This is a genomic window from Pseudomonas sp. 18-147 (assembly GCF_051048045.1).
Lineage (GTDB): Bacteria > Pseudomonadota > Gammaproteobacteria > Pseudomonadales > Pseudomonadaceae > Pseudomonas > Pseudomonas aeruginosa.
This window is the reverse complement of record NZ_CP182296.1, coordinates 2924475-2948631: the sequence shown is the minus strand read 5'-3', so window position 1 is coordinate 2948631 and position 24157 is coordinate 2924475. Positions and strand designations below refer to the sequence as shown.

At 65.6% G+C, this 24157-nt stretch carries 24 protein-coding genes; 11 read left to right on the top strand and 13 right to left on the bottom strand.

Going from position 1 to position 24157, the window contains the following annotated elements; translation table 11 throughout:
* The first annotated feature begins 116 nt into the window (after positions 1 to 116).
* Positions 117 to 1049: a LysR family transcriptional regulator gene (locus ACM0M4_RS14185; protein WP_003090000.1), complete on the top strand. Its 933-nt coding sequence runs from the start codon at positions 117 to 119 to the stop codon at positions 1047 to 1049.
* Between the two features lie 116 nt (positions 1050 to 1165).
* On the opposite strand, the gene ACM0M4_RS14180 is transcribed toward ACM0M4_RS14185, so the two are convergent.
* The 6 genes from ACM0M4_RS14180 to ACM0M4_RS14155 all read right to left on the bottom strand — a co-directional run bounded on the left by ACM0M4_RS14180 (position 1166) and on the right by ACM0M4_RS14155 (position 9011).
* Complete coding sequence (locus ACM0M4_RS14180; RefSeq protein ID WP_003090001.1) at positions 1166 to 2293, bottom strand: acyl-CoA dehydrogenase family protein; 1128 nt, start codon at positions 2291 to 2293, stop codon at positions 1166 to 1168.
* A 28-nt stretch (positions 2294 to 2321) separates the two neighbouring features.
* Positions 2322 to 3512, bottom strand: coding sequence for an acetyl-CoA C-acyltransferase (locus tag ACM0M4_RS14175; RefSeq protein ID WP_003108823.1), 1191 nt, complete (start codon positions 3510 to 3512; stop codon positions 2322 to 2324).
* A gap of 17 nt (positions 3513 to 3529) precedes the next feature.
* Positions 3530 to 4297: a 3-hydroxyacyl-CoA dehydrogenase gene (locus tag ACM0M4_RS14170; protein ID WP_003102518.1), complete on the bottom strand. Its 768-nt coding sequence runs from the start codon at positions 4295 to 4297 to the stop codon at positions 3530 to 3532.
* Between the two features lie 19 nt (positions 4298 to 4316).
* Positions 4317 to 5984, bottom strand: a complete 1668-nt coding sequence (locus ACM0M4_RS14165) for an acyl-CoA synthetase (RefSeq protein WP_023120500.1) — start codon at positions 5982 to 5984, stop codon at positions 4317 to 4319.
* Between the two features lie 178 nt (positions 5985 to 6162).
* The gene (locus ACM0M4_RS14160) at positions 6163 to 7248 is read right to left on the bottom strand and encodes an AraC family transcriptional regulator (protein WP_003102515.1); all 1086 of its coding nucleotides are present in this window, start codon (positions 7246 to 7248) and stop codon (positions 6163 to 6165) included.
* A 68-nt stretch (positions 7249 to 7316) separates the two neighbouring features.
* Positions 7317 to 9011 (bottom strand): AMP-binding protein, encoded by a 1695-nt coding sequence (locus tag ACM0M4_RS14155; protein WP_003113337.1) that lies wholly within the window; start codon positions 9009 to 9011, stop codon positions 7317 to 7319.
* Positions 9012 to 9231: 220 nt separating this feature from the next.
* Between ACM0M4_RS14155 and ACM0M4_RS14150 the strand changes: the two genes are divergently transcribed.
* Complete coding sequence (locus ACM0M4_RS14150) at positions 9232 to 9924, top strand: MgtC/SapB family protein (protein WP_003102512.1); 693 nt, start codon at positions 9232 to 9234, stop codon at positions 9922 to 9924.
* Between the two features lie 136 nt (positions 9925 to 10060).
* The gene (locus ACM0M4_RS14145) at positions 10061 to 10207 is read left to right on the top strand and encodes a PSPA7_2676 family Cys-rich small protein (protein ID WP_003090016.1); all 147 of its coding nucleotides are present in this window, start codon (positions 10061 to 10063) and stop codon (positions 10205 to 10207) included.
* 39 nt (positions 10208 to 10246) lie between these two features.
* Here ACM0M4_RS14145 and ACM0M4_RS14140 read toward each other — a convergent pair whose 3' ends face one another.
* Positions 10247 to 10789 (bottom strand): DUF4946 domain-containing protein, encoded by a 543-nt coding sequence (locus ACM0M4_RS14140; RefSeq protein WP_003090018.1) that lies wholly within the window; start codon positions 10787 to 10789, stop codon positions 10247 to 10249.
* Positions 10790 to 11107: 318 nt separating this feature from the next.
* Here ACM0M4_RS14140 and srfA point away from each other — a divergent pair, with 318 nt between their 5' ends.
* Positions 11108 to 11338 carry a stress response facilitator SrfA gene (srfA, locus tag ACM0M4_RS14135; RefSeq protein WP_003090022.1) on the top strand — a complete coding sequence of 77 codons (231 nt, stop codon included), beginning with the start codon at positions 11108 to 11110 and terminating at the stop codon, positions 11336 to 11338.
* 74 nt (positions 11339 to 11412) lie between these two features.
* Here the strand turns inward: srfA and plzR are convergent, their stop codons facing one another.
* A complete protein-coding gene (plzR, locus tag ACM0M4_RS14130) occupies positions 11413 to 11700 on the bottom strand; it encodes a type 4 pili assembly inhibitor PlzR (RefSeq protein ID WP_003102510.1) in 288 nt (95 codons plus the stop codon).
* Positions 11701 to 11868: 168 nt separating this feature from the next.
* Between plzR and ctpH the strand changes: the two genes are divergently transcribed.
* Entirely contained in the window at positions 11869 to 13575 is a 1707-nt protein-coding gene (gene ctpH, locus ACM0M4_RS14125; RefSeq protein WP_012614083.1) for a methyl-accepting chemotaxis protein CtpH, read from the top strand.
* A 126-nt stretch (positions 13576 to 13701) separates the two neighbouring features.
* Here ctpH and ACM0M4_RS14120 read toward each other — a convergent pair whose 3' ends face one another.
* Entirely contained in the window at positions 13702 to 14214 is a 513-nt protein-coding gene (locus ACM0M4_RS14120) for an anti-virulence regulator CigR family protein (RefSeq protein ID WP_003090028.1), read from the bottom strand.
* Between the two features lie 356 nt (positions 14215 to 14570).
* On the opposite strand from ACM0M4_RS14120, the gene ACM0M4_RS14115 reads away from it, so the two are divergent.
* On the top strand, positions 14571 to 16058 hold the full coding sequence (locus tag ACM0M4_RS14115) for a SulP family inorganic anion transporter (RefSeq protein WP_054376141.1): 1488 nt from the start codon (positions 14571 to 14573) through the stop codon (positions 16056 to 16058).
* Between the two features lie 134 nt (positions 16059 to 16192).
* Here ACM0M4_RS14115 and ACM0M4_RS14110 read toward each other — a convergent pair whose 3' ends face one another.
* The gene (locus ACM0M4_RS14110; RefSeq protein WP_003102501.1) at positions 16193 to 16402 is read right to left on the bottom strand and encodes a hypothetical protein; all 210 of its coding nucleotides are present in this window, start codon (positions 16400 to 16402) and stop codon (positions 16193 to 16195) included.
* Between the two features lie 256 nt (positions 16403 to 16658).
* Here ACM0M4_RS14110 and ACM0M4_RS14105 point away from each other — a divergent pair, with 256 nt between their 5' ends.
* Positions 16659 to 18422: a cyclic di-GMP phosphodiesterase gene (locus ACM0M4_RS14105; RefSeq protein ID WP_003113344.1), complete on the top strand. Its 1764-nt coding sequence runs from the start codon at positions 16659 to 16661 to the stop codon at positions 18420 to 18422.
* A gap of 58 nt (positions 18423 to 18480) precedes the next feature.
* Here ACM0M4_RS14105 and ACM0M4_RS14100 read toward each other — a convergent pair whose 3' ends face one another.
* The 3 genes from ACM0M4_RS14100 to lecA all read right to left on the bottom strand — a co-directional run bounded on the left by ACM0M4_RS14100 (position 18481) and on the right by lecA (position 19991).
* Positions 18481 to 18888 (bottom strand): hypothetical protein, encoded by a 408-nt coding sequence (locus ACM0M4_RS14100; protein ID WP_003113345.1) that lies wholly within the window; start codon positions 18886 to 18888, stop codon positions 18481 to 18483.
* Between the two features lie 118 nt (positions 18889 to 19006).
* Positions 19007 to 19348, bottom strand: a complete 342-nt coding sequence (locus tag ACM0M4_RS14095; protein WP_003120049.1) for a hypothetical protein — start codon at positions 19346 to 19348, stop codon at positions 19007 to 19009.
* 274 nt (positions 19349 to 19622) lie between these two features.
* Complete coding sequence (gene lecA, locus ACM0M4_RS14090) at positions 19623 to 19991, bottom strand: PA-I galactophilic lectin (RefSeq protein ID WP_003102492.1); 369 nt, start codon at positions 19989 to 19991, stop codon at positions 19623 to 19625.
* Positions 19992 to 20636: 645 nt separating this feature from the next.
* On the opposite strand from lecA, the gene ACM0M4_RS14085 reads away from it, so the two are divergent.
* The 4 genes from ACM0M4_RS14085 (at position 20637) to ACM0M4_RS14070 (ending at position 23986) form a co-directional block, all read left to right on the top strand.
* On the top strand, positions 20637 to 21839 hold the full coding sequence (locus ACM0M4_RS14085) for a tyrosine-type recombinase/integrase (protein WP_180704778.1): 1203 nt from the start codon (positions 20637 to 20639) through the stop codon (positions 21837 to 21839).
* Between the two features lie 139 nt (positions 21840 to 21978).
* Complete coding sequence (locus tag ACM0M4_RS14080; protein ID WP_011805819.1) at positions 21979 to 22362, top strand: type II toxin-antitoxin system RelE/ParE family toxin; 384 nt, start codon at positions 21979 to 21981, stop codon at positions 22360 to 22362.
* The gene (locus tag ACM0M4_RS14075; protein ID WP_011805820.1) at positions 22346 to 22648 is read left to right on the top strand and encodes a helix-turn-helix domain-containing protein; all 303 of its coding nucleotides are present in this window, start codon (positions 22346 to 22348) and stop codon (positions 22646 to 22648) included. Before ACM0M4_RS14080 ends, ACM0M4_RS14075 begins: the two co-directional genes overlap by 17 nt.
* A gap of 249 nt (positions 22649 to 22897) precedes the next feature.
* The gene (locus ACM0M4_RS14070) at positions 22898 to 23986 is read left to right on the top strand and encodes an IS110 family transposase (RefSeq protein WP_221345550.1); all 1089 of its coding nucleotides are present in this window, start codon (positions 22898 to 22900) and stop codon (positions 23984 to 23986) included.
* Positions 23987 to 24157 lie beyond the last annotated feature (171 nt).

Here is a 24157-nt window from a genome sequence, read left to right as displayed (position 1 = left end):
ATGCCGGAACAGGGCTTAAGATTTGCCCAGTCTATTTTTTCCGTCCATGAACATTCATGATCCATATGGGGGTCATCCAAGCCCCCAATAACAAGAAAAGTCGCGGAGCCAGTGCCATGAACCTGAACAAAGTCGACCTGAACCTGTTCATCGTGTTCGATGCGATCTATACCGAAGCCAACCTGACCCGCGCCGGGCAGATCGTCGGCATCACCCAGCCAGCCGTATCCAACGCCCTTTCCCGGCTGCGCGAGACCTTCAACGACCCGCTGTTCGTGCGCACCGCCCAAGGCATGGTGCCGACCCCTATGGCGCAGAACATCATCGGCCCGGTGCGCAACGCGCTGCAGTTGCTGCGGGTTTCGGTGCAGGAGAGCCGCAGCTTCGATCCGCAGCAGGCGAACAAGACCTACCGCATCAGCATGACCGACCTCACCGAAGCGGTCATCCTCCCCCCGCTGTTCCAGCGCTTGCGCCGCCTGGCGCCGAACGTGCATATCGAGAGCTTCCTCGCCAAGCGCCGCGAGACCACCAAGGAACTCGCCGCCGGCCGCCTCGACTTCGCCGTCGACGCGCCGCTGAACACCGATCCCCAGGTGCGCCACGTCAAGCTGATGGAGGACCGCTACGTCTGCGCCATGCGCCGCGGCCACCCACTGGCGGGCAAGCCGAAGCTGGCCCTGGACGATTACCTGGGCCTGACCCACATCCATATTTCCAGCCGCCGCAGCGGCCTCGGCTACATCGACCTGGCGCTGGGCAAGATGGGCATCCAGCGCAAGATCGCGCTGCGCTCGCAGCACTACCTGATGGCCTCCACGGTGGTCCAGCAGACCGACATGGCGATGACCGTGCCGGAACGCTTCGCCCGTCACCACGACCTGCACTACGCGGTGCTGCCGGTGAGCGACGTGCCGAAGCTGGAAACCCACCTGTACTGGCACGAGAGCACCGATCAGGACCCGGCCAACCGCTGGATGCGCGAGCAGATCATCGAGCTGTGCCAGCAGGTCACCGCGCGCGAGAACAAGGCGGCGCAGCCGGCGTGAGCGCCTGCCAAGGGGCGTAGGGCGAACGAGGCTCGGGCATTTGCTTCCGAGGTGCCTCAGTGCGCCCTCTCCCTGAAGGGAGAAGGCGCCGTTGCGGAAACGACGGATAGTCGCCGCTACAGGCTGCGCGCGATCACCAGGCGCTGCACGTCGCTGGTGCCCTCGTAGATCTGGCAGACCCGCACGTCCCGATAGATGCGTTCCACCGGGAAGTCCTTGAGGTAGCCATAGCCACCGAGGGTCTGGATCGCCGCGGAGCAGACTTCCTCGGCCATCTCCGAGGCGAACAGCTTGGCCATCGAGGCTTCGGTCAGGCACGGCAGGCCGGCTTCGCGCAGGCTGGCGGCGTGGTGGACCATCTGCCGCGCCACGGCGATGCGGGTGGCCATGTCGGCCAGGCGGAAGGCCACCGCCTGGTGTTCGATGATCGGCTTGCCGAAGGTTTCCCGCTCATGGGCGTAGTCGCGCGCCGCCTCGAACGCCGCGCGCGCCATGCCGACCGCCTGGGCGGCGATGCCGATGCGGCCGCCTTCGAGGTTGGCCAGGGCGATGCGGTAGCCCTCGCCCTCCTCCCCCAGGCGCAGCGTGGCCGGGATACGCAGGTCGTTGAAGGCCAGCTGGCAGGTGTCCGAGGCGTGCTGGCCGAGCTTGTCCTCGATCCGCACCACCTCGTAGCCGGGCGTGTCGGTGGGCACGATGAACGCGCTGATGCCGCGCTTTCCGGCATCCGGATCGGTGACCGCGAAGACGATCACCATCCCCGCGTGGCTGCCCGAAGTGATGAACTGCTTGGCACCGTTCAGCACGTAGTGGTCACCGTCGCGGCGGGCGCGGGTCTTCAGGAAGCTCGCGTCGGAACCGGCCTGCGGCTCGGTCAGGGCGAAGGCGCCGAGCATCGAACCCTGGGCCAGCGGACGGAGGAAGCGCTCCTTCTGCTCGGCGCTGCCGAACTTGTGGATCGGCATGCAGCCGACCGAGTTGTGCACGCTCATGATGGTCGAGCAGGCGCCGTCGCCAGCGGCGATCTCCTCGAGGGCCATGGCGTAGGCCAGGTGCCCGGTCTGCGCGCCGCCCCATTCCTCGGGCACCAGCATGCCGAGGAAGCCGAGGTCGGCCATCTCGCGGATCGCCTCGGCCGGGAAACGGTGCTCGCGGTCCCAGTCGGCGGCGAACGGTTTCAGCCGTTCCTGGGCGAACTGCCGCGCCATGTCACGGATCTGGATCTCTTCTTCGCAGGGAATCATCGCGGGTTCCTCTTCTTCACTGCCTGCATCAGCGCAAGCGCTCGACGGCGATCGCGGTCGCCTCGCCGCCGCCGATGCAGACCGCCGCCACGCCGCGTTCCAGGTCGTACTGCTGCAGGGCGTTGAGCAGGGTCACGACGATCCGCGCGCCGGACGCGCCGATCGGATGGCCCAGCGCACAGGCGCCGCCGTGGACGTTGAGGCGCTCGTGGGACAGGTCGAGGTCGCGCATTGCCGCCATGCCGACCACGGCGAAGGCTTCGTTGACCTCGAACAGGTCGACCTCGCCCAGCGACCAGCCGGTACGCTGCATCAGACGCTTCACCGCACCGACCGGCGCGGTGGGGAACAGGTTCGGCGCGTCGGCGAACGAAGCATGCCCACGAATCGCCGCCAACGGCGCGAGCCCGCGTCGCTCGGCCTCGGAAAGGCGCATCAGGACCAGCGCGGCGGCGCCGTCGGAAATCGAACTGGAGTTGGCCGCGGTCACCGTGCCGCCTTCGCGGAACGCCGGCTTCAGGGTCGGGATCTTGTCCAGCCGGGCCTTCGGCGGCTGCTCGTCGCTATCCACCAGGCGCTCGGTCTTGCCGGCGGTGACCGTCAGCGGCACGATCTCGGCCTGGAAGCGCCCGTCGCGCATGGCTTGCTGCGCGCGGGTCAGCGAGGCCACGGCGAACTCGTCCTGTGCTTCGCGGGTGAAGCCGTAGGCCTCGGCACAGTCCTCGGCGAAGGTGCCCATCAGGCGGCCCTTGTCGTAGGCGTCTTCGAGGCCGTCGAGGAACATGTGGTCGAGCACCTTGCCGTGGCCCATGCGGTAGCCGCTACGGGCGCGCTCCAGCAGGTAGGGCGCGTTGGACATGCTTTCCATGCCCCCGGCCAGCGCGACCCCGGCGCTGCCGGCGAGCAACGTGTCATGGGCGAGCATCAGCGCCTTCATGCCCGAGCCGCACATCTTGTTCAGCGTCGAGCACGGCGTGCCGCGCGCCAGTCCGGCGCCAAGCACCGCCTGGCGCGCCGGCGCCTGGCCCTGGCCGGCGGCGAGCACGCAGCCGAGCACGGCCTCGTCCACTTCGTCGGCTTGCAGGCGCGCCCGCTCCACCGCGGCGCGCACCGCCGCGGCACCGAGGGTAGCGGCGTTGACGTCCTTGAAGTCGCCGAGGAAGCCGCCCATCGGGGTGCGGACGGCGCTGACGATGACGATCGGATCTTCGCGGGTCATGGGATCTTCCTCCTGTATTAGCGGGCGGCCATGCGGATGGCGCCGTCGAGGCGAATCACTTCGCCGTTGAGCATGCTGTTCTCGATGATCTGCCGGACCAGCGCGGCGTATTCGTCCGGACGCCCCAGGCGCGGCGGGAACGGCACGCTGGCGCCGAGGGAGTCGCGCACCTCCTGGGGCATGCCGGCCATCATCGGTGTCTCGAAGATGCCCGGGGCGATGGTCATCACCCGGATGCCGAAGCGCGCCAGCTCGCGGGCGATGGGCAGGGTCATGCCGACCACCCCGCTCTTCGAGGCGGAATAGGCGGCCTGGCCGATCTGCCCGTCGAACGCCGCCACCGAGGCGGTATTGACGATCACCCCGCGCTCGCCGCCCTCGTCCGGCTGGCCCTGGGACATGGCCTCGGCGGCCAGGCGCAGCATGTTGAAACTGCCCACCAGGTTGATGTCGATGACCCGGCGGAAACTCTCCAGGGCATGGATGCCATTGCGTCCGAGGACCTTCTCGGCCGGCGCCACGCCCGCGCAATTGGCCAGGCCATGGAGGCCGCCGAAGGCCTCCAGTGCAGCGGCCACGGCCTGGCGGCCGTCGGCCTCGCTGGCGATGTCGGCCCTGACGAAGCGCGCCTGGGCGCCAAGCTCGGCGGCCTTGGCCGCGCCGGCCTCGGCGTTGATGTCGGCCAGCACCACCTTGCCACCCTGCTCCACCAGCATCTTCGCGGTGGCGGCGCCGAGGCCGGAGCTGCCGCCGGTAACCAGGAACACTCGATTTTCGATACGCACGTCGTTTTCTCCTGCTGAATCAGTTCGCGGCGGCCGCCCGTGGGGCCGCCTCGCGTTGCCGGGCGATCTCCTGGTTGCGCAGGAGAAAGCGCTGGATCTTGCCGCTGGGAGTCTTCGGCAGTTCCTCGAGGAACTCGATCTCCCGCGGGTAGGCGTGCGCCGACAGGCGCTGGCGCACGTATCGCTGCAATGCGTCCGCCAGTTCCGGCGTCGGCCGGTGGCCGGCGCAGAGCACGACGAAGGCCTTGACCAGTTCGGTGCGCTCCGGGTCGGGCTTGCCGATCACCGCCGCCTCCATCACTGCCGGGTGTTCGATCAGCGCGCTCTCCACATCGAACGGGCCGACCCGGTAGCCAGAGGTGGTAATGACGTCGTCGGCGCGGCCGACGAAGCTGATGCTGCCGTCTTCGTTGAGTTCGACGGTATCGCCGCTCAGGTAGTAGTCGCCGACGAAGGCTGCGGTTTCCAGGCCCTGGTAGCCGGGAAACCACATCAGCGGCGAACGCCGCCGGTCGAGGGCGAGGATGCCTGGCTGGCCGGGCGGCAGTTCGTTGAGATCGTCATCCAGCACTACTACCCGGTGCCCGGGACAGGCGAACCCGGCGGCGCCGACCCGCACCGGATGCGCCAGGGCATGGTGGTTGCACAGCACCATGCCCAGCTCGGTCTGCCCGTAATGATCGTGGATGGTGGTGCCGAGCCTGTCGGCGAACCAGCGGATCACCTCCGGCGTCAACGGCTCGCCGGCGCTGCTGACCGCGCGCAGGCGCCCCTTCAGCGCAGTTTCCGCGGCCGCGCCGGCGGCCATCAGCAGGCGATAGGCGGTGGGCGATCCGGCGAGGTTGGTGATGCCGTAGTCACGGATGATCCGGCAGGTGCTTTCTACGCTGAACGGCCCTTCGTAGAAGGTGGTCGGATGGCCCATGGCGAGGGGACCGGCAACCGCGTAGTAGAGGCCGTAGGCCCAGCCCGGATCGGCGAGGTTCCAGAAGGCGTCCTCGGGGCGCAGGTCCACCGCCTCGCGCAGGTAGCCGACGAAGGCGAGGATCGCCTTGAGCGGCACCGGCACCGGTTTGGCCAGGCCGGTGGTGCCGGAGGTGAACATCATCAGGAACGGATCCTCGCCGCTGCGCGGAACCGGTTCGAATTCGGCCGGATAGCGCTCCAGCTCGGCCCAGAAGCTGAAATCGCCACGACGGATGCCCTGCCCCTTCGGTCCGCCGACGGTGACGGCCAGAGGCGGATCGGCGAGTTCGTCGAGCTTGTCGCGGTTGGCCGCATCGGTGACCAGCACCTTGCTGCCGGCGGTCGCCACGCGGTGTTCGATGGCCTTCGGGCCGAAGGCGGTGAACAGCGGCTGGTACACCGCGCCCAGGCGCCAGGCGCCGAGGATGGTGACCAGCAGCTCGGGCGTGCGCGGCAACAGGCCGGCGACGCAGTCGCCCGGGCGTACGCCCTGGGCCTGGAGGAAATTGGCGAAACGTCCGGAAAGCGCTTTCAGCTCGCTGAAGGTATAGCTGGCGCGACTGCCATCCTTGCCCTCCCAGAACAACGCGATCCGACCCGGCAGGGTATGCCGGTCGCAGCATTCGACGCAGGCGTTGAGCGCCTGGAGCGTACCGGAAAGCGTGGCGGCGGCGGTCCGCTGCAAGTCGAACCCGGCGGCAGTGGTGGCGTAGTCGCGCATTGCAGGACTCCTCGGCTTGTTTTTGTATGGAGTAGCCGGAATCTTCACGCCGTGGCCGACGCGGGGCAATGTCGAAAGGCTTCAATCTGCCTGAGCGGTTTGGACAATCCGTGCTGGCCGCCTGCCCCCGCCGAACCGTTCGCGACATACGGCGGATGACGCTGCGCGGGCATTCACCCTATCGATGGCCGAGCGTTTCGGACAAGACGCCTGACGACTCGGCCGACGCGGTTTCCGCCGCGACCTGCGTCCGGTACTGCCCGGGGGTCGAGCCGGTCCACTTCTTGAACGCCTTGTGGAACGCGCTGCCATCGGCGAAGCCCAGCTCCAGCGCCAGTTCGGCGAAATTCGCCGCGCCGGCGTCCAGCCGCGCGATGGCCAGGTCGCGGCGGACCTGGTCCTTCAGCGCCTGGTAGCTCTGCCCTTCCAGGGACAGCTTGCGGCGCAGGGTCGAGGGCGCCATGAAGAAATGCCCGGCGAGCGCGTCCGCGTCCGGCCAGCGTCCCGGCCGCAGGCTGCGCAGGTAGGCCTTGATCCGCGCCGCCAGGCTCTGCGGATCGCGATAGCGGACCAGGATGTTGGCCGGCGCGCCGAGCAGGAAGCGCCGCAGCTCCCGCTTGTCGCGGCGGACCGGCAAGGCCAGGCAGTCGGCATTGAACAGCAGGCGGCTGAGGGGACGGGAGAAACGCAGGTTGTCGCTGAACATCACCCGGTAGTCCTCGATGTAGTCCGGCTGCGGACAGCGCAGGTCGATGGCCAGGATCGGGATGCGCCGGCCGACCAGCCAGCAGGCCAGGCCATGGGTGATCATCCATAGGGTGAAGTAGGACAGCGCTCGCCCGTACCGGCCCGGCGCCTCGTCGAGGACGATTTCCGCCAGGCCGCCGCGGCGCTGCAGGCGCGGCTGGAAGTCGTCGAACTGCAGGCAGAGGAATCGCAGGATGCCGGTCAGCGCCGGCTCCAGGGTCTGCTCGTGGATCGCGCAGCGGCTCATGAAAGCGAAGCTGCCACTCTTCAGGCGCCGCGAGTCCATGCCGAAGAACTCGTCGTCCATGCGCCGAGCGAGATCCAGCCAGAGCCGCGAATAGGCGTGCGAGGTGACCCGCGCGTAGGGTTTGCCGAGCAGCTGCGGATCGATACCGGCGGCCTGGAGGACCTCCCCCTCCTCGCCGCCCTGCCGGCGCCACTCCACCAGCGCCTCGCCGACCAGGCGCACCGAGATGGTGCCCTTGGTGCTCACCTGAGTCTCGCCGTCGTTCTTCACCCGCCCCTCTCGCCTCGCTGCGCGCCGCCCGCCACCTTAGCGCAGGAGCGGGGCGCGGCTCCATCCTCTCAATCGCGCCCCTGGCGCAGCGCGAGCAGGCGAATCTCTTCGATGCTGATCTCGCGCATGCGGAACTTCTGGATCTTGCCGGTAACGGTCATCGGGAACTCGTCGACGAACTTGAAGTGGCGCGGGATCTTGAAGTGAGCGATACGCGCCTTGCAGAACGCCCGCAACTGTTCGTCATCGGCGTGGTGGCCCGGATGCAGCTTGATCCAGGCGACGATTTCCTCGCCATAGCGCTCGTCGGGGATGCCGATCACCTGCACGTCGGCCACCGCCGGGTGAGTGAAGAAGAACTCCTCCAGTTCGCGCGGATAGATGTTCTCGCCGCCGCGGATGATCATGTCCTTGCTGCGCCCGACGATCCGCACGTAGCCGTCGTCGTCCATCACCGCCAGGTCGCCGGTGTGCATCCAGCGCGCCGGGTCGATGGCCTCGGCGGTGGCCTGGGGGTCGTTCCAGTAGCCGAGCATCACGCTGTAGCCGCGGGTGCACAGCTCGCCGATCTCGCCGCGCGGCACCACCCTGCCCGTCTGGTCGACGATCTTGCTCTCCAGCCTCGGCTGGGTGCGTCCGACAGTGGTCACGCGCAGCTCCAGGCCATCGTCCGGACCGGTCTGCAGCGACACCGGACTGGTCTCGGTCATGCCGTAGGCGATCTGCACCTCGGCCATGTGCATGTCGCCAATGACCCGCCGCATCACCTCGATCGGGCAGGTGGCGCCGGCCATGATTCCGGTGCGCAGGCTGGAAAGGTCGAATTCGCGGCGGCGCGGATGATCCAGCTCGGCGATGAACATGGTCGGTACCCCGTACAGCGCGGTGGCGCGCTCCTCGGCCACGGCCAGCAGGGTCGCCTCGGCGTCGAAGCTGGGCGCCGGGTAGATCATGGTCGAGCCGTGGGTGACGCAGCCGAGGTTGCCCATCACCATGCCGAAGCAGTGATACAGCGGCACCGGGATCACCAGGCGGTCTTCCGCGCCGAGTCCGAGGCTTTCGCCGACCATGTAGCCGTTGTTGAGGATGTTGTAGTGGCTGAGGGTGGCGCCCTTGGGGAAGCCGGTGGTACCGGAGGTGTACTGGATGTTGATCGGCTCGTCGAACTGCAGCGAGGCCTGGCGCTGGCGCAGTTCCTCGGCGCCTACCGCGGCGGCCAGCCCCGGCAGGCCCTGCCAGTGCAGGAAGCCCGCCGGCGCCCGCTCGGCCAGGCTGATCACGCCGCGCAGTTCCGGCAGGCGCTCGCTGGCCAGTTCGCCCGGACGCGCCCGCGCCAGCTCCGGCAGCAGGTCGCCGAGCATCGCGTGGTAGTCGCTGGTCTTGAAGGCGTCGGCGCAGATCAGCCAACTGCAACCGGACTGCTTGAGAGCGTATTCCAGCTCGCTGCTGCGGTATGCCGGGTTGATGTTCACCAGGACCGCACCGACCTTGGCGCTGGCGAACTGGGTAATGCACCATTCGGCGCAGTTCGGCGCCCAGATCCCCAGGCGTTCGCCGGGGCGCAGGCCCAGCGCGATGAAGGCGCGGGCGTAGGCATCGACCCGCTCCGCCAGTTGCCGCCAGCTGTAGCGCAGGCGTTGATGCCGCACCACCAGCGCCTCGCGCTCGGCATGACGCGCGACGGTGGCATCGAAGGCGTCGCCGACGGTGGTCGCCAGCAAGGCGACATCCTGGCGACCCGAGGTATAGCTCGGCTGATTCATGGCTTTCCCTTGTTGTGGTTGTTCTGGGAATGTCGCTGAACCGTCGTCCTGCGCCGCCAGGGCGCTACGACGGACACCGGCGAGCGGTGTCGGTGAAGTCGAAGAGCATGTTTACGTTAACGTAAAGGTAAACGCAAGAGGCTTATCCGCCCAGGGCCGTCGGCCCCGGCGCGGCCCAACGGAACGGCGTAGAATGGGCGGTTTTTCACAGGAGCACAGCATGACCCCGGAAATCGCCATCGGCCTGGTGACGGCCCTCGGCCTCGGTGCGCTGGTCGGTCTCGAGCGACAATGGCGACAGCGCTCTTCCGGCATGGCCACCCACGCGATGGTCGCACTCGGTGCGGCCAGCTTCTCGATCCTGCCGTTGTTGCTCGACAACGAGGTCAGCGTGACCCGCATGGCGGCCCAGGTAGTCAGCGGCATCGGTTTTCTCGGCGCCGGCGTGATCATGCGCGACGGCCTCAGCGTACGCGGCCTGAGCACTGCGGCGAGCATCTGGAGCACCGGCGCGATCGGCGTACTGGCCGGCAGCGGTTTCATCCTGGCGGCCTGCATGACGACTGCGCTGATCGTCATCGCCAACCTGTTCCTGCCCGCTCTCGGCCGGGTGGTGGACCGCCACACCTCGGGCGAGGCCGAGCAGGAGCGCTTCTACCAGATCAGCGTGTCCTGCGAGGCGCGCAACGAAGCGCTGGTGCGCATGCAGTTGCTGCAACGCATGGGCGACAACCGCCTGAACCTGCAGAGCCTGGAAAGCCACGCGCTGAAAGGCAGCGGCAACGTGGAAGTGAACGCCGTGGTGTTCACCCTGCACAAGGAGGACTCGCTGGTGGAACAGATGGTCGGCGAGCTGTGCCTGGCACCGCAGGTCACCGCCGCCAGTTGGGTGATGAATCCCGCCGCGGAATGAACCGGCGAATTTAGGTTGCCCATTCTAGACGCTTCGCCGCAGGCTTTTCCCACCTCCAGACAAGAACAAGCCGGAGTGAACCACACCACCACTGCCTGTTTCGTGGACGGGGCGAGCCGCCCCGCGGGGAGGAGTCATGCGCTTGCGTTGTTTCTTGCGAGGTTGCCGCTGGGACGAAGGTAGCCTGGTCACGGTAGGCCCCGACCTGATGCTGCGCCAACGTTGCCGGCGTTGCGGCGCCCATCGCTATCTCAGCGTCGAGGCGCCGCCCGAGGAAGCCTGAGCGACGCCGGTCGCGTCCAGGCGTCGAGCGGCTGGCCCTTCAGCGCAGGACCAGGCTGGCCCGGGTGCGCAGGTAGCTCTGCCGGTAGACCACGCTGTTGGCCGGACTGGCGGTATATACCAGGGAGTACATCGCGCGCTGTCCCAGGGCCATCGCCACGATCTGGGTCAGCAGCACCTCGTTGCCCTGGCTGATCCGGCAGTGGGTCTCCAGCGATGCCAGGCCGCCGAGGTTCGAGCGGATCGGTGTGGTGCAGCGCGAGCCCAGCCCGGCCTTGCGGTAGCCCGATTGGACGACATCGAAGACACTCTGGAACTGGCCGTCGATCTCCACCGACTCCTCTTCCATCATCTTCAGGCTGAGCAACTCGATGCTGGCTTCCTTCTCGCCTCCCGGCCCGAGCTTGGTCGCCAGTTGCCGGGAGCCCAGTTGCTCCACGTCGCTGGCCTCGGGTGGGATGCTCTCGGTGATCACCTGCCAGCCGGCCGGCCAGTCGACCTCGGGCTGATAGCCACTGCTGGCGCAACCCGCCACAAGCCCCGCCACTACCACCAGCGCCAAGCCGGACGCCTTGCTTCTCATAGCATTTCCTTACTCGCAAAACCCATCGGAGGGAAAGGTCGGACCTGTCGCCATGGCGCCGTCCGCGCAGTCTGCGAGCCCATGGCGACAACGTTCCCAGCTTACCGGAGAGACGGCGAGCGCCAAGGCGCAAGCCTGAACAAGCTAGCCGACTTGGCGAGGAACGCACAAATTTCATCGGCTGGCGTACAGGTATGGGACATCGGTACCAATAGCGAAGTCGCGCAATCCGTCAGTTTTTTTTGAATTTTTGCCATTGGAAAAAGTCTGTTCAGCGCAGCGTTTTTCCAAGTCCCATCCGGCCCGCAAGGAGAACCCATGGCTGAACCCCAGGACAAGTACACCCGGCGCACAGGCAGGACCTGGGCGGACGACCAGGCGACCTACAACCGTCTGCGCGAAGAAGCCGACGCCGCTCGCCAGAAGCTGCGCGAAAGCGGCTACAGCGGCGCCGAGTACGACCAGTTGCGTCAAGCCGCCTTCGATCTCAACCGCAAGGCCAACCAGTACTGGGAGCAGATGCTCAGCGACCTGCGCCAGGAAGACTGATCAGCGCCACGCCGGGAGACTGCCGCTCTCGGCCCGCACACCCCCTCCACTCTTTGCGTGCTCCTGGCGTCGGCTCATTCGGGCGCATCCGGGTATTGCACCTCGTCCAGCAGGCGAAACCCCACGTTGTCGGCGTCCAGCGCGCTGAGCAGCTCGATCTGTCGATCAATGTCCTGGTTGATATTGGCCAACTGGCCGATGAAGGCATTGGCCGCCTGGCGGGTGCCAGGGTCGGAGCTGCGCGACAGCTCGAAGCCGAGCTGGGTCAGGGCAGCGGCCAGGTGAGCGAGATTGCGCACACTCAACGAGTGCAACTGGCGGGAAACGGCCTGTTCATCCTGAACGGTGGGAGGGACATCCATGAGTCAGATCCTTCGACTGGCACAATGTGACATTCGTCACAGAGATTAACCGAAGCCCCGCAGAACATCCATGCCAGCTATTTCCCTTCGTCGGCTCTGGCCCGGCCCCTGCGTCGTCCTCAAGTTGTCAGATCCGCTGTCGATACTCTGCGAGCCGGAACACGCGCCATGCCCGCCTCGCCGGGCCACAGGGACGTCCTCGGCTGCCTCGTCGCAGCCTGCGTGCCGGTCCAACCTGGCAATCCATCGAGGCGTTCCATGCTGCAACAATCCCTACGTGCGCAAATCCTTGTCCTGCTCGGCGGCAGCCTGGCGGCGCTGCTACTCATAGCCCTGGCCTGCTTCGGCTCGCTGACCGGCGACGTACGCGCCTACCGCGAGCTGCTCGGCGGCCCCGTGCGGGCGGCGCAACTGATCGACGAGGCCAACCTGCAATTCCGCGGCCAGGTCCAGGAATGGAAGAACGTCCTGCTGCGCGGACGCCAGACGGAGGCCCAGACGAAATACTGGAGCCAGTTCGAAGCCCAGGAGCGAGCGGTGCAGGACATCCTCGGGCGCCTGGGCAGCGTGGCCGAAGGCGAGTTGAAGGATCGTGTCGAGCGCCTGCGCGAAGAGCACCGGCGACTCGGTACGGCTTACCGACAAGGCAGGCAACGGTTCCTCGAGGCGGGCGCCGACCCCATCGCCGGCGACCAGGCGGTGACCGGCATCGACCGCGCCACCACCGCGCAGATGCAGACCCTGCGCGACGAACTGCACCAGGCCAGTGATCTCCATTCCTCCTCCATCAGCGCGGAGGCCCGGCGCACCATGCTGCTCGGCAGCCTGGTGCTGATCGGCGCCAGCCTGGCCGTCGCCCTGCTCAGCCTGTGGCTGGTCAACCGCAACCTGGTCCGTCCGGTGCAACGCCTGATCGAGCACATCGCCCAGCTCAGCCATGGCGACTTCGGCGAGCGCATCGAGATCCGGCGCAAGGACGAACTCGGCAAGCTGGCCCTGGCCGCCAACACCCTGCGCGACTTCCTGGTGGACATCTTCGACCGGCTGCGGCGCAGTACCCGCGACCTGGACAGCGCCAGCGGCTCGCTGAACGCGATCGCCAGCCTGATGGCGGCCGGTACCCGCGAGCAGTTCAGCCGCACCGACCAGGTCGCCACGGCGATGCAGGAAATGTCCGCCACCGCCCAGGAAGTGGCGCGCTACGCCGGCGACGCGGCCAGGGCCGCCGACGAGGCGGACGATTCCGCCCAGCGCGGCGAAGACGTGATGGAAGAAACGATTCGCAGCATCGGCGAGATGCGCAAGGAGATCGACCATACGGTGGAGGTCATCCGCCAATTGGAAAGCGATAGCGGCAGGATCGGCAAGGTCCTCGACGTGATCCGTGGCATCGCCGAGCAGACCAACCTGCTCGCTCTCAACGCGGCCATCGAAGCCGCCCGCGCCGGCGATGCCGGCCGTGGCTTCGCGGTGGTCGCCGACGAGGTCCGCACCCTGGCGCAGCGCACCGCCGAGTCCATCGCCGAGATCCACCAGATCATCGATACCGTGCAGAACGGCGCGGTGAATGCCGCGCGCGCCATCGAAAGCGGGCAGTCGCGCAGCGAGGCCGGTGCCGAGCAGGTTGCCAACGCCGGCACCATGCTGCGCCAGATCACCGCCTCGGTCGAATCGATCCGCGACATGAACCGCCAGATCGCTACCGCCGCCGAGGAACAGACCGCCGTGGCCGAGGACATTTCCCGCAACCTCACGGAAATCGCCTCGATCGCCTCCAGCAACCAGGAACAGGTGGAGCAGACCGAAGCCGCCAGCCGCGATCTCCACGGCCTCTCCGCGCAACTGGGCGATGCCCTGCAACGCCTGCGGGCCTGACTTGGGGTAAGGAAACGACTTCCATGAGGTAAGGCGGACAACCGCAACGCGATTATCCGCCGCTCCAACGGGGGGTCATGGCGGATAGCGTTGTGGCGCTATCCGCCATGCACAGCCAGGGTTCGATCAGTCGAGGACGTTGTCCAGCACCTCGTAGATCAGCCCGGTCGCCACCGCCACCAGCAGCAGGTCGGTGCCGGCCTGCATCCACTCGTAGCCGTCGTAGTGCGGCAGCCGGCCTAGCAGGCGGCCGTCGAGTTTCTTGGCGATGCCGGGCGGCAGCGGCTTGCCGCGCGCCAGGTTCTTCTGGATGCCGGGCGGCAGGGCCGGCCCCGGGTTCCAGTAGCCGCGGTTGTCGCCGAGGATCACCCGTACCCCGCCGACGTCGATACGCGGTCCCGAGTCCCAGTTGCCGCCGCCGTTGCCCTTCTGGCCGGCGCCGCCGCCCTTGTTGCCGGGGCCGCCATGGTTGTCGTGGCCACCCTGGTTGCCTTTGTTGCCCTTGTTACCCTTTCCGCCGTCCATCTGGTTACCGTGCGGGTTGCCCTTGCCATTGCCCGGGTCGGCCAGGACGGCAGGCGTACCGCCGATCAGGGACAGGCTCACGACCAGCGCGAGCACAGAACGAGTGTTGAACATGATGATGTTCTCTCCATGCGAGGACGATCCCTCGATAGCTTAGAACCGTTTCGCTTGTTTGGTTCCATGCCGTCGATCGCGACGCAACCCAGGGAAAGCCCGAGCTGCCGGCTTGGTCGAACCTGTCGAATCGGCTATGCTGCCGCTCCCTGCAAGCGACTACCCGCTACTCCCCGATGACCTGGCTGCCCACTCCGCCATAGCCATGCCTGCCCCTTCCGGCCACGGTCCGAACGACCGTGGCCAGCGTTCGTTCGCCTGAACGCCTGTCGTCATCCCTTGTTTTTTCCAATGCCATCCCGCGGCCCGCGCTGTCGACCGACTGCACGGGCCGTGCCTCGCCCCTGGGTATCCCGATGCTACAGACGCTGAAACAGAACTGGTTCTCCAACCTCCGCGGCGACCTGCTCGCCGGCCTGGTCGTCGCCCTGGCGCTGATCCCCGAGGCCATCGCCTTCTCCATCATCGCCGGGGTCGACCCGAAGATCGGCCTGTACGCCTCCTTCAGCATGGCGGTGGTGATCGCCTTCGCCGGCGGCCGTCCGGGAATGATCTCCGCCGCGACTGGCGCCATGGCGCTGCTGATGGTCAACCTGGTGAAGGACCACGGCCTGCAATACCTGCTGGCGGCGACCCTGCTCTGCGGCGTGCTGCAGATACTCGCCGGCTACCTGCGCCTGGGTTCGCTGATGCGCTTCGTCTCGCGCTCGGTGGTGACCGGTTTCGTCAATGCCCTGGCGATCCTCATCTTCATGGCCCAGCTACCCGAACTCACCGATGTCGGCTGGCCGGTCTACGCGATGACCGCCGCGGGCCTGGCGATCGTCTACGGCTTCCCGCACCTGCCACGGATCGGCCGGCTGCTGCCCTCTCCGCTGGTATGCATCCTGGTCCTCACCGGCATATCCATCTACCTGGGCCTGGACATCCGCACCGTCGGCGACATGGGTCAGTTGCCCGACAGCCTGCCGCTGTTCCTCTGGCCGGACGTGCCGCTGAACCTCGACACCCTGCTGATCGTCCTGCCCTACTCCGCCGCCCTGGCGGTGGTCGGCCTTCTGGAGTCGCTGATGACCGCCACCATCGTCGACGAGATGACCGACACCGGCAGCGACAAGAACCGCGAATGCAAGGGCCAGGGCCTGGCGAACATAGCCACCGGCCTGCTCGGCGGCATGGCTGGCTGCGCGATGATCGGCCAGTCGGTGATCAATGTTAAATCCGGCGGGCGCAGCCGGCTCTCGACCCTGGTGGCCGGCGTCGCGCTGCTGCTGATGGTGGTGTTCCTCAGCGACTGGGTCGGGCGGATTCCCATGGCGGCCCTGGTGGCGGTGATGATCATGGTATCCATCGGCACCTTCCGCTGGGAGTCGATCCGCAACCTGAAGCGCTACCCGCTATCGACCAACCTGGTCATGCTGGTGACGGTCGGCGTGGTCCTCGCCACCCACAACCTGGCCTTCGGCGTGGTCGCGGGCGTTCTCCTGGCCTCGCTGTTCTTCGCCAACAAGATCGGGCACTACCTCGATATCGACAGCGAACGCTCCGCCGACGGCACCCGCCGCCACTACCAGGTGAGCGGGCAGGTGTTCTTCGCGTCGTCCGGCAGGTTCATCGCCGCCTTCGACCTGAGAGAGACGCTGGAGCATGTGCTCATCGACCTGCGCCACGCCCACCTGTGGGACGTCACCGCCGTCGCGGCACTGGACAAGGTGATCCTGGGCTTTCGCCAGCGCGGCGTGCAGGTCGACGTGCTGGGCCTGAACGCCGCCAGCGCGACCCTGGTCGATCGCTTCGGCGCCTATGACAAGCCGGGCGCCGTGGACATTCTCCCCGGCCATTGAGCGAAGCGCCACTCGGCGGGCAGGCATGAGCTGGCCCTTCCGCTGTGGCGGAGAGCCCGCCGCTCCACGTATCAGTGCTGACAGGGGGCAGCACGGGGATACAGCGCTGCATCGGTGCCTGCGCGCCCGGAGGCCTAGCGCCCGGGGCGGGAGAAGGCGCGAAAGGTGTCGAACGCCAGCACCAGAAACAGCATCGGCATGAGCAACGGGACGAAGGCGGACATGGCGTCCTGGTAAGGCCGCCCCAGCCACCACAGGAAGAGGCTGGCGCCGCCGATCAGCAGGATGACGAGAAGGATGACGAACTTGCAGAGGCGCGAGGCGAAGGAGAGCGTGTCGGACATGTCTTTTCTCGGTGGAAGCATGTGCGACCGTTTTAGCGAGCGGTGATGCTGGCCGATATAGGAAGAGTCCGTTTACCAGGTAATCGATTTCGCAGAGCTGGCGTCGGCGTCGAAGGCCGTACCGGCATGACCGCGATCAACCTCCATGCCCTTTCATCGCTGCAATCTGGGAAAAGAGCCCGCGCTCCACGAAATAAAGGCACAATGACATCATTGATTGCCGATGCCCGACATCGCAGTAGCCCAGGAGTCCAGCATGGCAACCCCACCCTATCCCGAGGACGAGCATTCGAGACAGGCCTACGTCGACCAACTCGGTCTGCTGGAAGAAGGTGCGGACGAGGTATTCGAGGAAATCCTCGCCGCCGCTACGTCCTACTTCCAGACGCCCATCGCGCTCATTTCCATCCTCGACCATCAGCGCCAGTGGTTTCGCGCGAGCATCGGCCTCGATATCCGGCAGACGCCGCGACGGGATTCATTCTGCGCCTATGCGATCCTGGGCAAGGGAGTATTCGAGGTGGCCGACGCCACCCTCGACCCGCGCTTCCGGGACAACCCCTATGTGCAAGGCGAACCGCGCATCCGCTTCTACGCCGGGGCTCCGCTGGCCACCGCGGAAGGTCTCAACCTCGGCAGCCTCTGCGTCATCGACCGGGAACCACGCGGGCCGCTGGCCGAGCGGGACGTCGCCATGCTCGAGCACTTCGCCCGGCTGGTGATGGCCCGTATCCATACGCTCCGCTCGACCAACTACATCGACGAGCCAACCGGCCTGTACAACCGTCTCCGCCTGCAGGAGGACGTTTCCCTGCGCCTGCAGCGCGACGGCGCCCTCACCGTGATCGCCGCCGACCTCCTGCCCCTCGCCCTGCTGAATACCATCATCCGTACGCTGGGCTATCCCTTTTCCAACGACCTCATGCTCGAGGCGCGCGACCGCATCCGCGCGGAACTGCCGGATTTCACTCTCTACAAGATCAGCCCGACGCGCTTCGGACTGCTCCTGCCACGGCAGCAACAGGAAGAAACCGAGTCGGTCTGCCTCCGCCTGCTGCGGGCCTTCGAAAGCCCCGTCGTATGTCGCGGGATCCCGATCAAGGCCAACGTGGGCCTCGGCGTACTACCGCTTGCCGACGATACCCTCGACGGCGATCAGGACTGGCTGCGCCTGGTGGTCAGCGCGGCCGACGACGCCCGCGACCGCGGTGTCGGCTGGGCCCGCTACAACCCGCCGCTGGACCAGGCCCAGCAGCGTGCCTTCACATTGCTGACCTCGCTGTCCCAGGCGATCGGAACCGAAGAAGGCTTCCATCTGGTGTATCAGCCGAAAATCGACCTGCCGACAGGCAGGTGCACGGGCGTGGAAGCGCTGCTGCGCTGGCGGCACCCGCAACTCGGCTTCGTCAGCCCCGCCGAATTCGTGCCCCTGGCGGAGAAAACCGCACTGATGCGCCCCCTCAGCGACTGGGTGCTGCGCCATGCCATGGCCCAGCTGGCGCAATGGAACGCACGGAACATCCCGCTCAGGCTGGCGATCAACGTATCGGCATCGGACATGGAAGACAGCAGCTTCCTGGAAGAGGCCGTCAGACTCGCCAAAACCTACGACATCGACCTTTCCGCCCTCGAGCTGGAATTCACCGAAAGCGTACTCATCCGCGACGCCTCGGCGGTCGGCTCGGTGCTGCTGCGTGCCCGGGAGCTTGGCATGGGCATCGCGGTGGACGACTTCGGCACCGGCTACAGCAACTGGACCTACCTGCGCGATCTGCCAATCACCGCCATCAAGCTCGACCAATCGTTCACCCGCGACCTCGCCGGCTCGCCGAAGGCGCAGAGCGTCACCCAGGCGGTGATCGGCCTGGCCAGCCAGTTGGGTTATCGGGTGGTCGCGGAAGGCATAGAGACCCACGACACCTTCCACCTGCTGCAGGCATGGGGCTGCCACGAGGGCCAGGGCTATCTGATCGCCCAGCCGATGCTGCCGGAGCAACTGGAGGACTGGCTGCGGCGTTAGCCAACGCAGGCACGTGGAATGGGCCGTACCAGCATGCTCGCCAGCCTCGGCGCGTCGCTCAGGGACTGGCGAGCAAGGCCCAGACCAGATAGATCGAGTAAAGGGTCAGGAGTATCAGTGCCAACAGCACCGCCCTGCTGGCATGGCGCGCAGCCACCCAGCGGGAATTGCGCCCGCAGCGCCAGACCACGACGAGGCTGAGGCACAGGTAGGCCAGCCTAACCAGCTCGACACCGACCATTCCCCACAAGGTCAGGGCCACCGCATGTTCGCCGGGAGCTTCCTGCATCAGCGGATCGACAATGGCCACCATCGCCTGCCTGGCGGCGACGCTGAGCAATAAGAAACCCGCAGCGAAGAACAGCCAGAATGCCTTCCAAAGCGGCTGCCCGCCGGAAAGGAAACCTCCCGCAGTCAGCCTCTCGTCGGCCAGGTCCGCTTCTGGGGTCTTGTATGGGTGCTCCATGCCCTGGGTCCTCCCTGCAAACGGGCACCCTAGCACATCCCACGCCGCTCGCCTTCTTCAGCGGGCGGCAGACCGTCCGTTGCACCTCGCGATGTTTCCAGCGCTCGGCCGAGCGTCTCTAGCGCGGGCAGGAGACCTGCGTGCCTTCCACCTTGCGGATGTGATCGCGATAGGAGCCGGAAACCAGGATCGATTGCGTGCCGCCCTTCTCGCTGAGAATGCCATCGCAACTGTAATCGCAGCCAGCCTCGATGCTGAGGCACACGTCCTGTCCCTCGAAACGGTACAGGTTGGCAGGCCACCCCGTGCAATCGTACAGGCCTGCGCCAGGGCATTCGACGGCCTCGAGTCTTCCGGCAACGACGATGGTCGAACCTGCCATGTCCTTGAGTTCCTCCGCGGCGCCAGCGGCAATGGAGAAGAGAGCGGGAAATACAACCAGGGAAAGTCGGCAGGGCATCGGCTTCGGTACTGTCTACTATGTGGACGGAATTCTGAATCGGGTCAGGAATCGATATTCCCGTTCAGACCGAAGCGTGTTGAAGCAGTTCCCCGCCCCCACTCGCTCGGTTTCCCACGACCGCGGCAGCTCCAGGAGTTCGATACTCTTGTCATTGGTAGTCGCAACTGCGAAGCGCTGCCTGTCCGTTCATAACGGCCACACGGGCAACTTCACTTTATTTGCATTAAAAAAAAGAGCCCATTCGGGCCCTTTTTTTTTCCGAGACAAGTTATCAGGACTGATCCTTTCCAATATTGACACTGAACGAGCCGGAGTTATTGCCATAGGTTCCGGGCACGTCGTTGTAGATAAGAGTGATTGCACCCTGGACATTATTGGGTGCAACCCAACGGAACAACCCGGTATTGACCGGAATGGTTCCGCTGTTGCCAATCTTCATGACCAGCGCACCACAAAACGCATCGTGGCAGATCAGCCCTTGGTCCGGATGCTCCCGATCGCCCTGCGGCCCCCATTTCTGGGTAGGTCCGTAACTGGCCCAACCGGCGGCGACGATGGTAATGACATCGCCCGGATTGTAGATAATCGACGTTACCTGCCCTGCTTCGTTATTAGCCAGAACCTCACCTTTCCAAGCCATGATTGATCTCCGATATATGAATTCCTGTTCATAAACGAAAGAGGCGAAAACCCTGATTCGCGATCCTTCCCTGTCAGCAAAGCACAGCAACGAGGAAGTACCGCCTACCAATTCATGCAGGAGAAAAGAGGATAATTCCGCCAGTGAATTGAATATATTCGGAAAGGAAATTAAAAAGCAGGAGCAGAAGATAACGACAAAAAATCAAACTTCCAAAGACAACTACTTCAAGCTGAACAAACACTCCCGCTCGCCAGCCAGGGCGAACCCTATACGGAGCCGTACTAGAATGAAAAGCCTCCAAGGCCGAGGAGGGAAAGAAGGCAACGTCGACTCGTTGACTGCCGCGCGATGGCGGGCCGGAAGAAAATCGGGGAAGGAACGCAGAAGTCGGCTGAACGCCAGGAAACACGATGGTGCCCGGAGCCGGGGTCGAACCGGCACGGGGTTACCCCCGAGGGATTTTAAGCCAGAGCATGGCATCCGCACCGGGCTAACGATGGACTTGGATGAGGCTTGCTGTAGCAGGTTTTCCCCGAGGCCAGTGCCTTCCATCATATCCCGGTGCGCGATGCAAACCGCTCCGGTTCCCCTCCGCCTGGCTCCTAGCCGGCCCCTGGAATCGGGGCCTTTCAGGAGCACCTCATGGCGAAGATCAAACTCACCAAGTCCGTCGTTGACACGGCGCAGGCGCAAACCTGCGATGTGGAACTCCGGGATACGCTCGTTCCGGGCTTCTTCTGCAAGATAACACCAACGGGCCGCAAGGTCTTCATGGTTCAATACCGCACGAACTCCGGCGTGCGGCGCAAGCCGGCACTCGGCCAGTTCGGCGAGCTGACGGTCGAACAGGCCCGGTCGCTGGCCCAAGACTGGCTGGCCGAAGTCCGGCGCGGGGGCGATCCCGGACTCGACAAGGCCGAAGCCCGCAAGGCGCCGACGGTCAAGGAACTGTGCGGCCGGTTCATGGATGACCACTCCAAACTGCACAACAAGCCCAGCACCCAGGCCGGCTACCAGTACCAGATCGACAACTTCGTCATCCCAGCCTTCGGCAGCAAGAAGGTTCACGAGGTCACGCGCCACGACATCACCGCGCTGATGAAGCGCATGGAGAGGTCCCCCACGCAGGCAAACCGCGTACTGTCGCTCGTCCGCAAGATGTTCAACCTGGCCGAACTGTGGGGCTACCGGCCCGATGGCTCCAATCCTTGCCGTCACGTACCCAAGTACCCGGAGAAAGGTTCGACCCGCCTTATCACCGACGAGCAGATGGTCAGCCTGTTCGCCTACTTGGACAAAGCCGAAGCCGAGGGCCTGGAACATCCCATCTATCTGCTGGCCGTCCGGCTGCAATTCGAGTTCGCGGCCCGCATGTCGGAAATCCTGCTGTTGCAGTGGAATTGGCTCGACTTGCCCAACGGCCGGGTTGTCTGGCCGGACAGCAAAACGGGCGATATGTCCAAGCCGTTGAGCGAGGAAGCCCGCCGGTTGCTGACGAATGCACCTCGCTACGGCAATTCGCCCTACGTATGCCCGGCCATCCTCGACCATGACAAGCCGCTCGGCCCCCATTCCTACTATCAGGCGTGGCGCCGAATCCTTGATCGCGCCGGCGTGCCGAAGGTTGGCACCCACGGCATCCGCCACCGCTCAGCGACCGACATTGCCAATTCCGGCATCCCCGTCAAGGTCGGCATGGCGCTAACCGCGCACAAGACCGTGGCGATGTTCATGCGCTACGTCCACACCGAGGACGACCCGGTGCGTAAGGCAGCCGAGTTGGTAGCCAGCCGGCGCAAGTCGGTCGTCGGCACGCGGCAAGAACCCAAAGAGGTGACCGCATGATCGGTGACCAGTGCCTCGGCATGTCGGCCCTGATTGCCGTGTCGCCGTTACGCCAATCGGCTCGGCAGCCCTCCCCGCCCGTGCATCGCACTGGGGACTGGAAAAGCATGCCCGTTACGGGTATAGTTTGGAGGTCAAGATGACCCACGTCCTCAAGCGGAAGGACTTTGCACGGTGGCAGGCGGGCGAAAAGCTGCCTGATGCTGCCTTGTGCAAGGCGGTTCAAGAGATGGAAAGCGGTCTGATTGACGCGGACTTGGGCGGCTTCCTCTACAAGAAGCGGGTTGCCCGATCCGGCGGCGGCAAGAGCGGCGGCTACCGCACGCTGCTGTCGGCCCGGATCGGCAGCCGCTACGTATTCCTGCATGGGTTCCCCAAGAGCGACAAGGCGAATATCACGCAGGACGAGAAGAAGGCGCTGCAATTCGCCGGCAAGGTGTTCCTGGAACTGTCCGCCGAGGCTTTGTCGAAGGCGTTGCACTCGGGCGTGTTATTGGAGGTGCATTGTGAGCAAGATCATTGAATCCCTGCGTGGCGACCTGGCTGCGCTCCACGAAGCGGGAGCGATCGGCAAGGTGACGATGCGCGAGTTCGACGCGATCTGCCCGCCGCCGGTGCGGGAGTTCAGTGCTGCCGACATCAAACACCTGCGCGAACGGTTGAAGTTCAGCCAGCCGGTGTTCGCACTTCACCTGCACACCACCGCGTCGACCGTGCGAAAGTGGGAGCAAGGCGAAACCCATCCCACCGGGCCGGCCCTCAAGCTGCTCAACGTCATCGCCGACAAGGGTTTGCAGGCAATTATTTGATCAAGGCAAACGGGTCAGCATTTCCTGCCACAGCGGCCGAAAACACAGTTACGATCTTCAAACCATGTAAGAACAATGGAGGTGACAGGTGGCAGAGAAAAGGAACGTGTTCATCAGCCATGTCCATAAGGACGATCACGGACTCCAGAAGCTGAAGGAATACGAAGGGACTTCCCCAATCCCAGCACGGTGTCCAGGCACCAAGATTGACTCGCGGAAGTTCAATCTGAAACAGGAAAGGGGAAGTCCATGGCAGAGATTACACGGGCGCCGGTGGCGCGGGTAGGGGTCGATCTGTCCAAGCGGGTCTACCAGGTTCACGCGGTCGATGCGATTGGGCGCGTGGTCGTAGCCCGCGCGTTGCCGCCTGACCGCTTCTTCTCTTGGTGCGCGGAGTTGCCGGCCGGTTGCATCGTGGCGATGGAGACCTGCGGTGGCGCACACCATGTGGCCCGCCGGTTGCGCGTGCTGGGCCTGGATGCGCGGCTGATCGCAGGCCACTTCGTCACGCCCTACCGCATGGCTGGCAAGAGCGGCAAGAACGACGCCAATGATGCCGCTGCCATCTGCGAGGCCGCAGCTCGCCCGCACATGCGCTTCGTGCCGGTCAAGACGGCCGAGCAGCAAGGCCAGCTTGCCGTGCACCGGCTGCGCGAAGGTTTCAAGGAAGAGCGCACAGCGTTGATCAACCGCATCCGCGGCCTGTTGACCGAGTTCGGGCTGGTCTTCGCGCAAGGTCCAGACGCGCTGCGCCTGGTGCTGGCCAGCGTGATCGAGGACGCCAGCAACGAGTTGCCCGGCGTGGCACGGTTGGCGCTGCAACGCGCGCATCTGCACTGGATCGACGTCGACCTGCAGATTGCCTGGTGCGACGAGCGCATTGCCGCCCACGTGCGCGCCGATGCGCGGGCGGCCAAGGCAGCCACTTTGCTGGGCATCGGTCCGACCACGGCGTCGGCGCTGGTTGCCAGCGTGGGCAACTTCGGCCAGTTTGCCAACGCGCGGCAGTTCGGCGCCTGGCTCGGCTTGGTGCCCAGCCAGAACTCCACCGGCGGCAAAGCCAGGCTCGGGGGCATCACCAAACGCGGCGACGACTACTTGCGCACGCTGCTGATCCAGGGCGCCAAGTCGGCCGTGATGAGCGCGGCCAAACGCAGCGACCGCATCAGCCAGTGGCTGGTGCAACTGAAAGAGCGCGTGGGCTGGCAAAAGGCCGTGGTGGCGCTGGCCAACAAGAACGCGCGCATTCTGTGGGCGGTGCTCACGCGCGACGGTGCATTCGACCCCAACCATGTGCCCCAAATACCGGCGGCGCGGCAGAAGCCGCAACTGGCATGAACTGATTCTCTGAGTTGGACGTGCGATAGCAGATAACCACCACAGGTCAGACCGGCAGCAGGTGAGCTCGATAACTCGTCCGTGCTTCAAGCACGACGAATGAATGGAGTCCTGCTGAGCGGTTCGTATCTGGGGCCTCGGACCAACTGGCCGACAAAAGCCCGCCTGTAG

Bases quoted from the DNA above. Each gene is read 5' to 3' on its own strand.
- ACM0M4_RS14185 (WP_003090000.1), top strand. From the start codon at position 117: ATGAACCTGAACAAAGTCGACCTGAACCTGTTCATCGTGTTCGATGCG.
- ACM0M4_RS14155 (WP_003113337.1), bottom strand. From the start codon at position 9,011: ATGAATCAGCCGAGCTATACCTCGGGTCGCCAGGATGTCGCCTTGCTG.
- plzR (WP_003102510.1), bottom strand. From the start codon at position 11,700: ATGGATGTCCCTCCCACCGTTCAGGATGAACAGGCCGTTTCCCGCCAG.
- ACM0M4_RS14115 (WP_054376141.1), top strand. From the start codon at position 14,571: ATGCTACAGACGCTGAAACAGAACTGGTTCTCCAACCTCCGCGGCGAC.
- ACM0M4_RS14120 (WP_003090028.1), bottom strand. From the start codon at position 14,214: ATGTTCAACACTCGTTCTGTGCTCGCGCTGGTCGTGAGCCTGTCCCTG.
- ACM0M4_RS14085 (WP_180704778.1), top strand. From the start codon at position 20,637: ATGGCGAAGATCAAACTCACCAAGTCCGTCGTTGACACGGCGCAGGCG.
- ACM0M4_RS14105 (WP_003113344.1), top strand. From the start codon at position 16,659: ATGGCAACCCCACCCTATCCCGAGGACGAGCATTCGAGACAGGCCTAC.
- ACM0M4_RS14070 (WP_221345550.1), top strand. From the start codon at position 22,898: ATGGCAGAGATTACACGGGCGCCGGTGGCGCGGGTAGGGGTCGATCTG.
- ACM0M4_RS14080 (WP_011805819.1), top strand. From the start codon at position 21,979: ATGACCCACGTCCTCAAGCGGAAGGACTTTGCACGGTGGCAGGCGGGC.
- ACM0M4_RS14180 (WP_003090001.1), bottom strand. From the start codon at position 2,293: ATGATTCCCTGCGAAGAAGAGATCCAGATCCGTGACATGGCGCGGCAG.
- ACM0M4_RS14095 (WP_003120049.1), bottom strand. From the start codon at position 19,348: ATGCCCTGCCGACTTTCCCTGGTTGTATTTCCCGCTCTCTTCTCCATT.
- ACM0M4_RS14145 (WP_003090016.1), top strand. From the start codon at position 10,061: ATGCGCTTGCGTTGTTTCTTGCGAGGTTGCCGCTGGGACGAAGGTAGC.
- ACM0M4_RS14140 (WP_003090018.1), bottom strand. From the start codon at position 10,789: ATGAGAAGCAAGGCGTCCGGCTTGGCGCTGGTGGTAGTGGCGGGGCTT.
- srfA (WP_003090022.1), top strand. From the start codon at position 11,108: ATGGCTGAACCCCAGGACAAGTACACCCGGCGCACAGGCAGGACCTGG.
- ACM0M4_RS14110 (WP_003102501.1), bottom strand. From the start codon at position 16,402: ATGTCCGACACGCTCTCCTTCGCCTCGCGCCTCTGCAAGTTCGTCATC.
- ACM0M4_RS14175 (WP_003108823.1), bottom strand. From the start codon at position 3,512: ATGACCCGCGAAGATCCGATCGTCATCGTCAGCGCCGTCCGCACCCCG.
- lecA (WP_003102492.1), bottom strand. From the start codon at position 19,991: ATGGCTTGGAAAGGTGAGGTTCTGGCTAATAACGAAGCAGGGCAGGTA.
- ctpH (WP_012614083.1), top strand. From the start codon at position 11,869: ATGCCCGCCTCGCCGGGCCACAGGGACGTCCTCGGCTGCCTCGTCGCA.
- ACM0M4_RS14165 (WP_023120500.1), bottom strand. From the start codon at position 5,984: ATGCGCGACTACGCCACCACTGCCGCCGGGTTCGACTTGCAGCGGACC.
- ACM0M4_RS14150 (WP_003102512.1), top strand. From the start codon at position 9,232: ATGACCCCGGAAATCGCCATCGGCCTGGTGACGGCCCTCGGCCTCGGT.
- ACM0M4_RS14100 (WP_003113345.1), bottom strand. From the start codon at position 18,888: ATGGAGCACCCATACAAGACCCCAGAAGCGGACCTGGCCGACGAGAGG.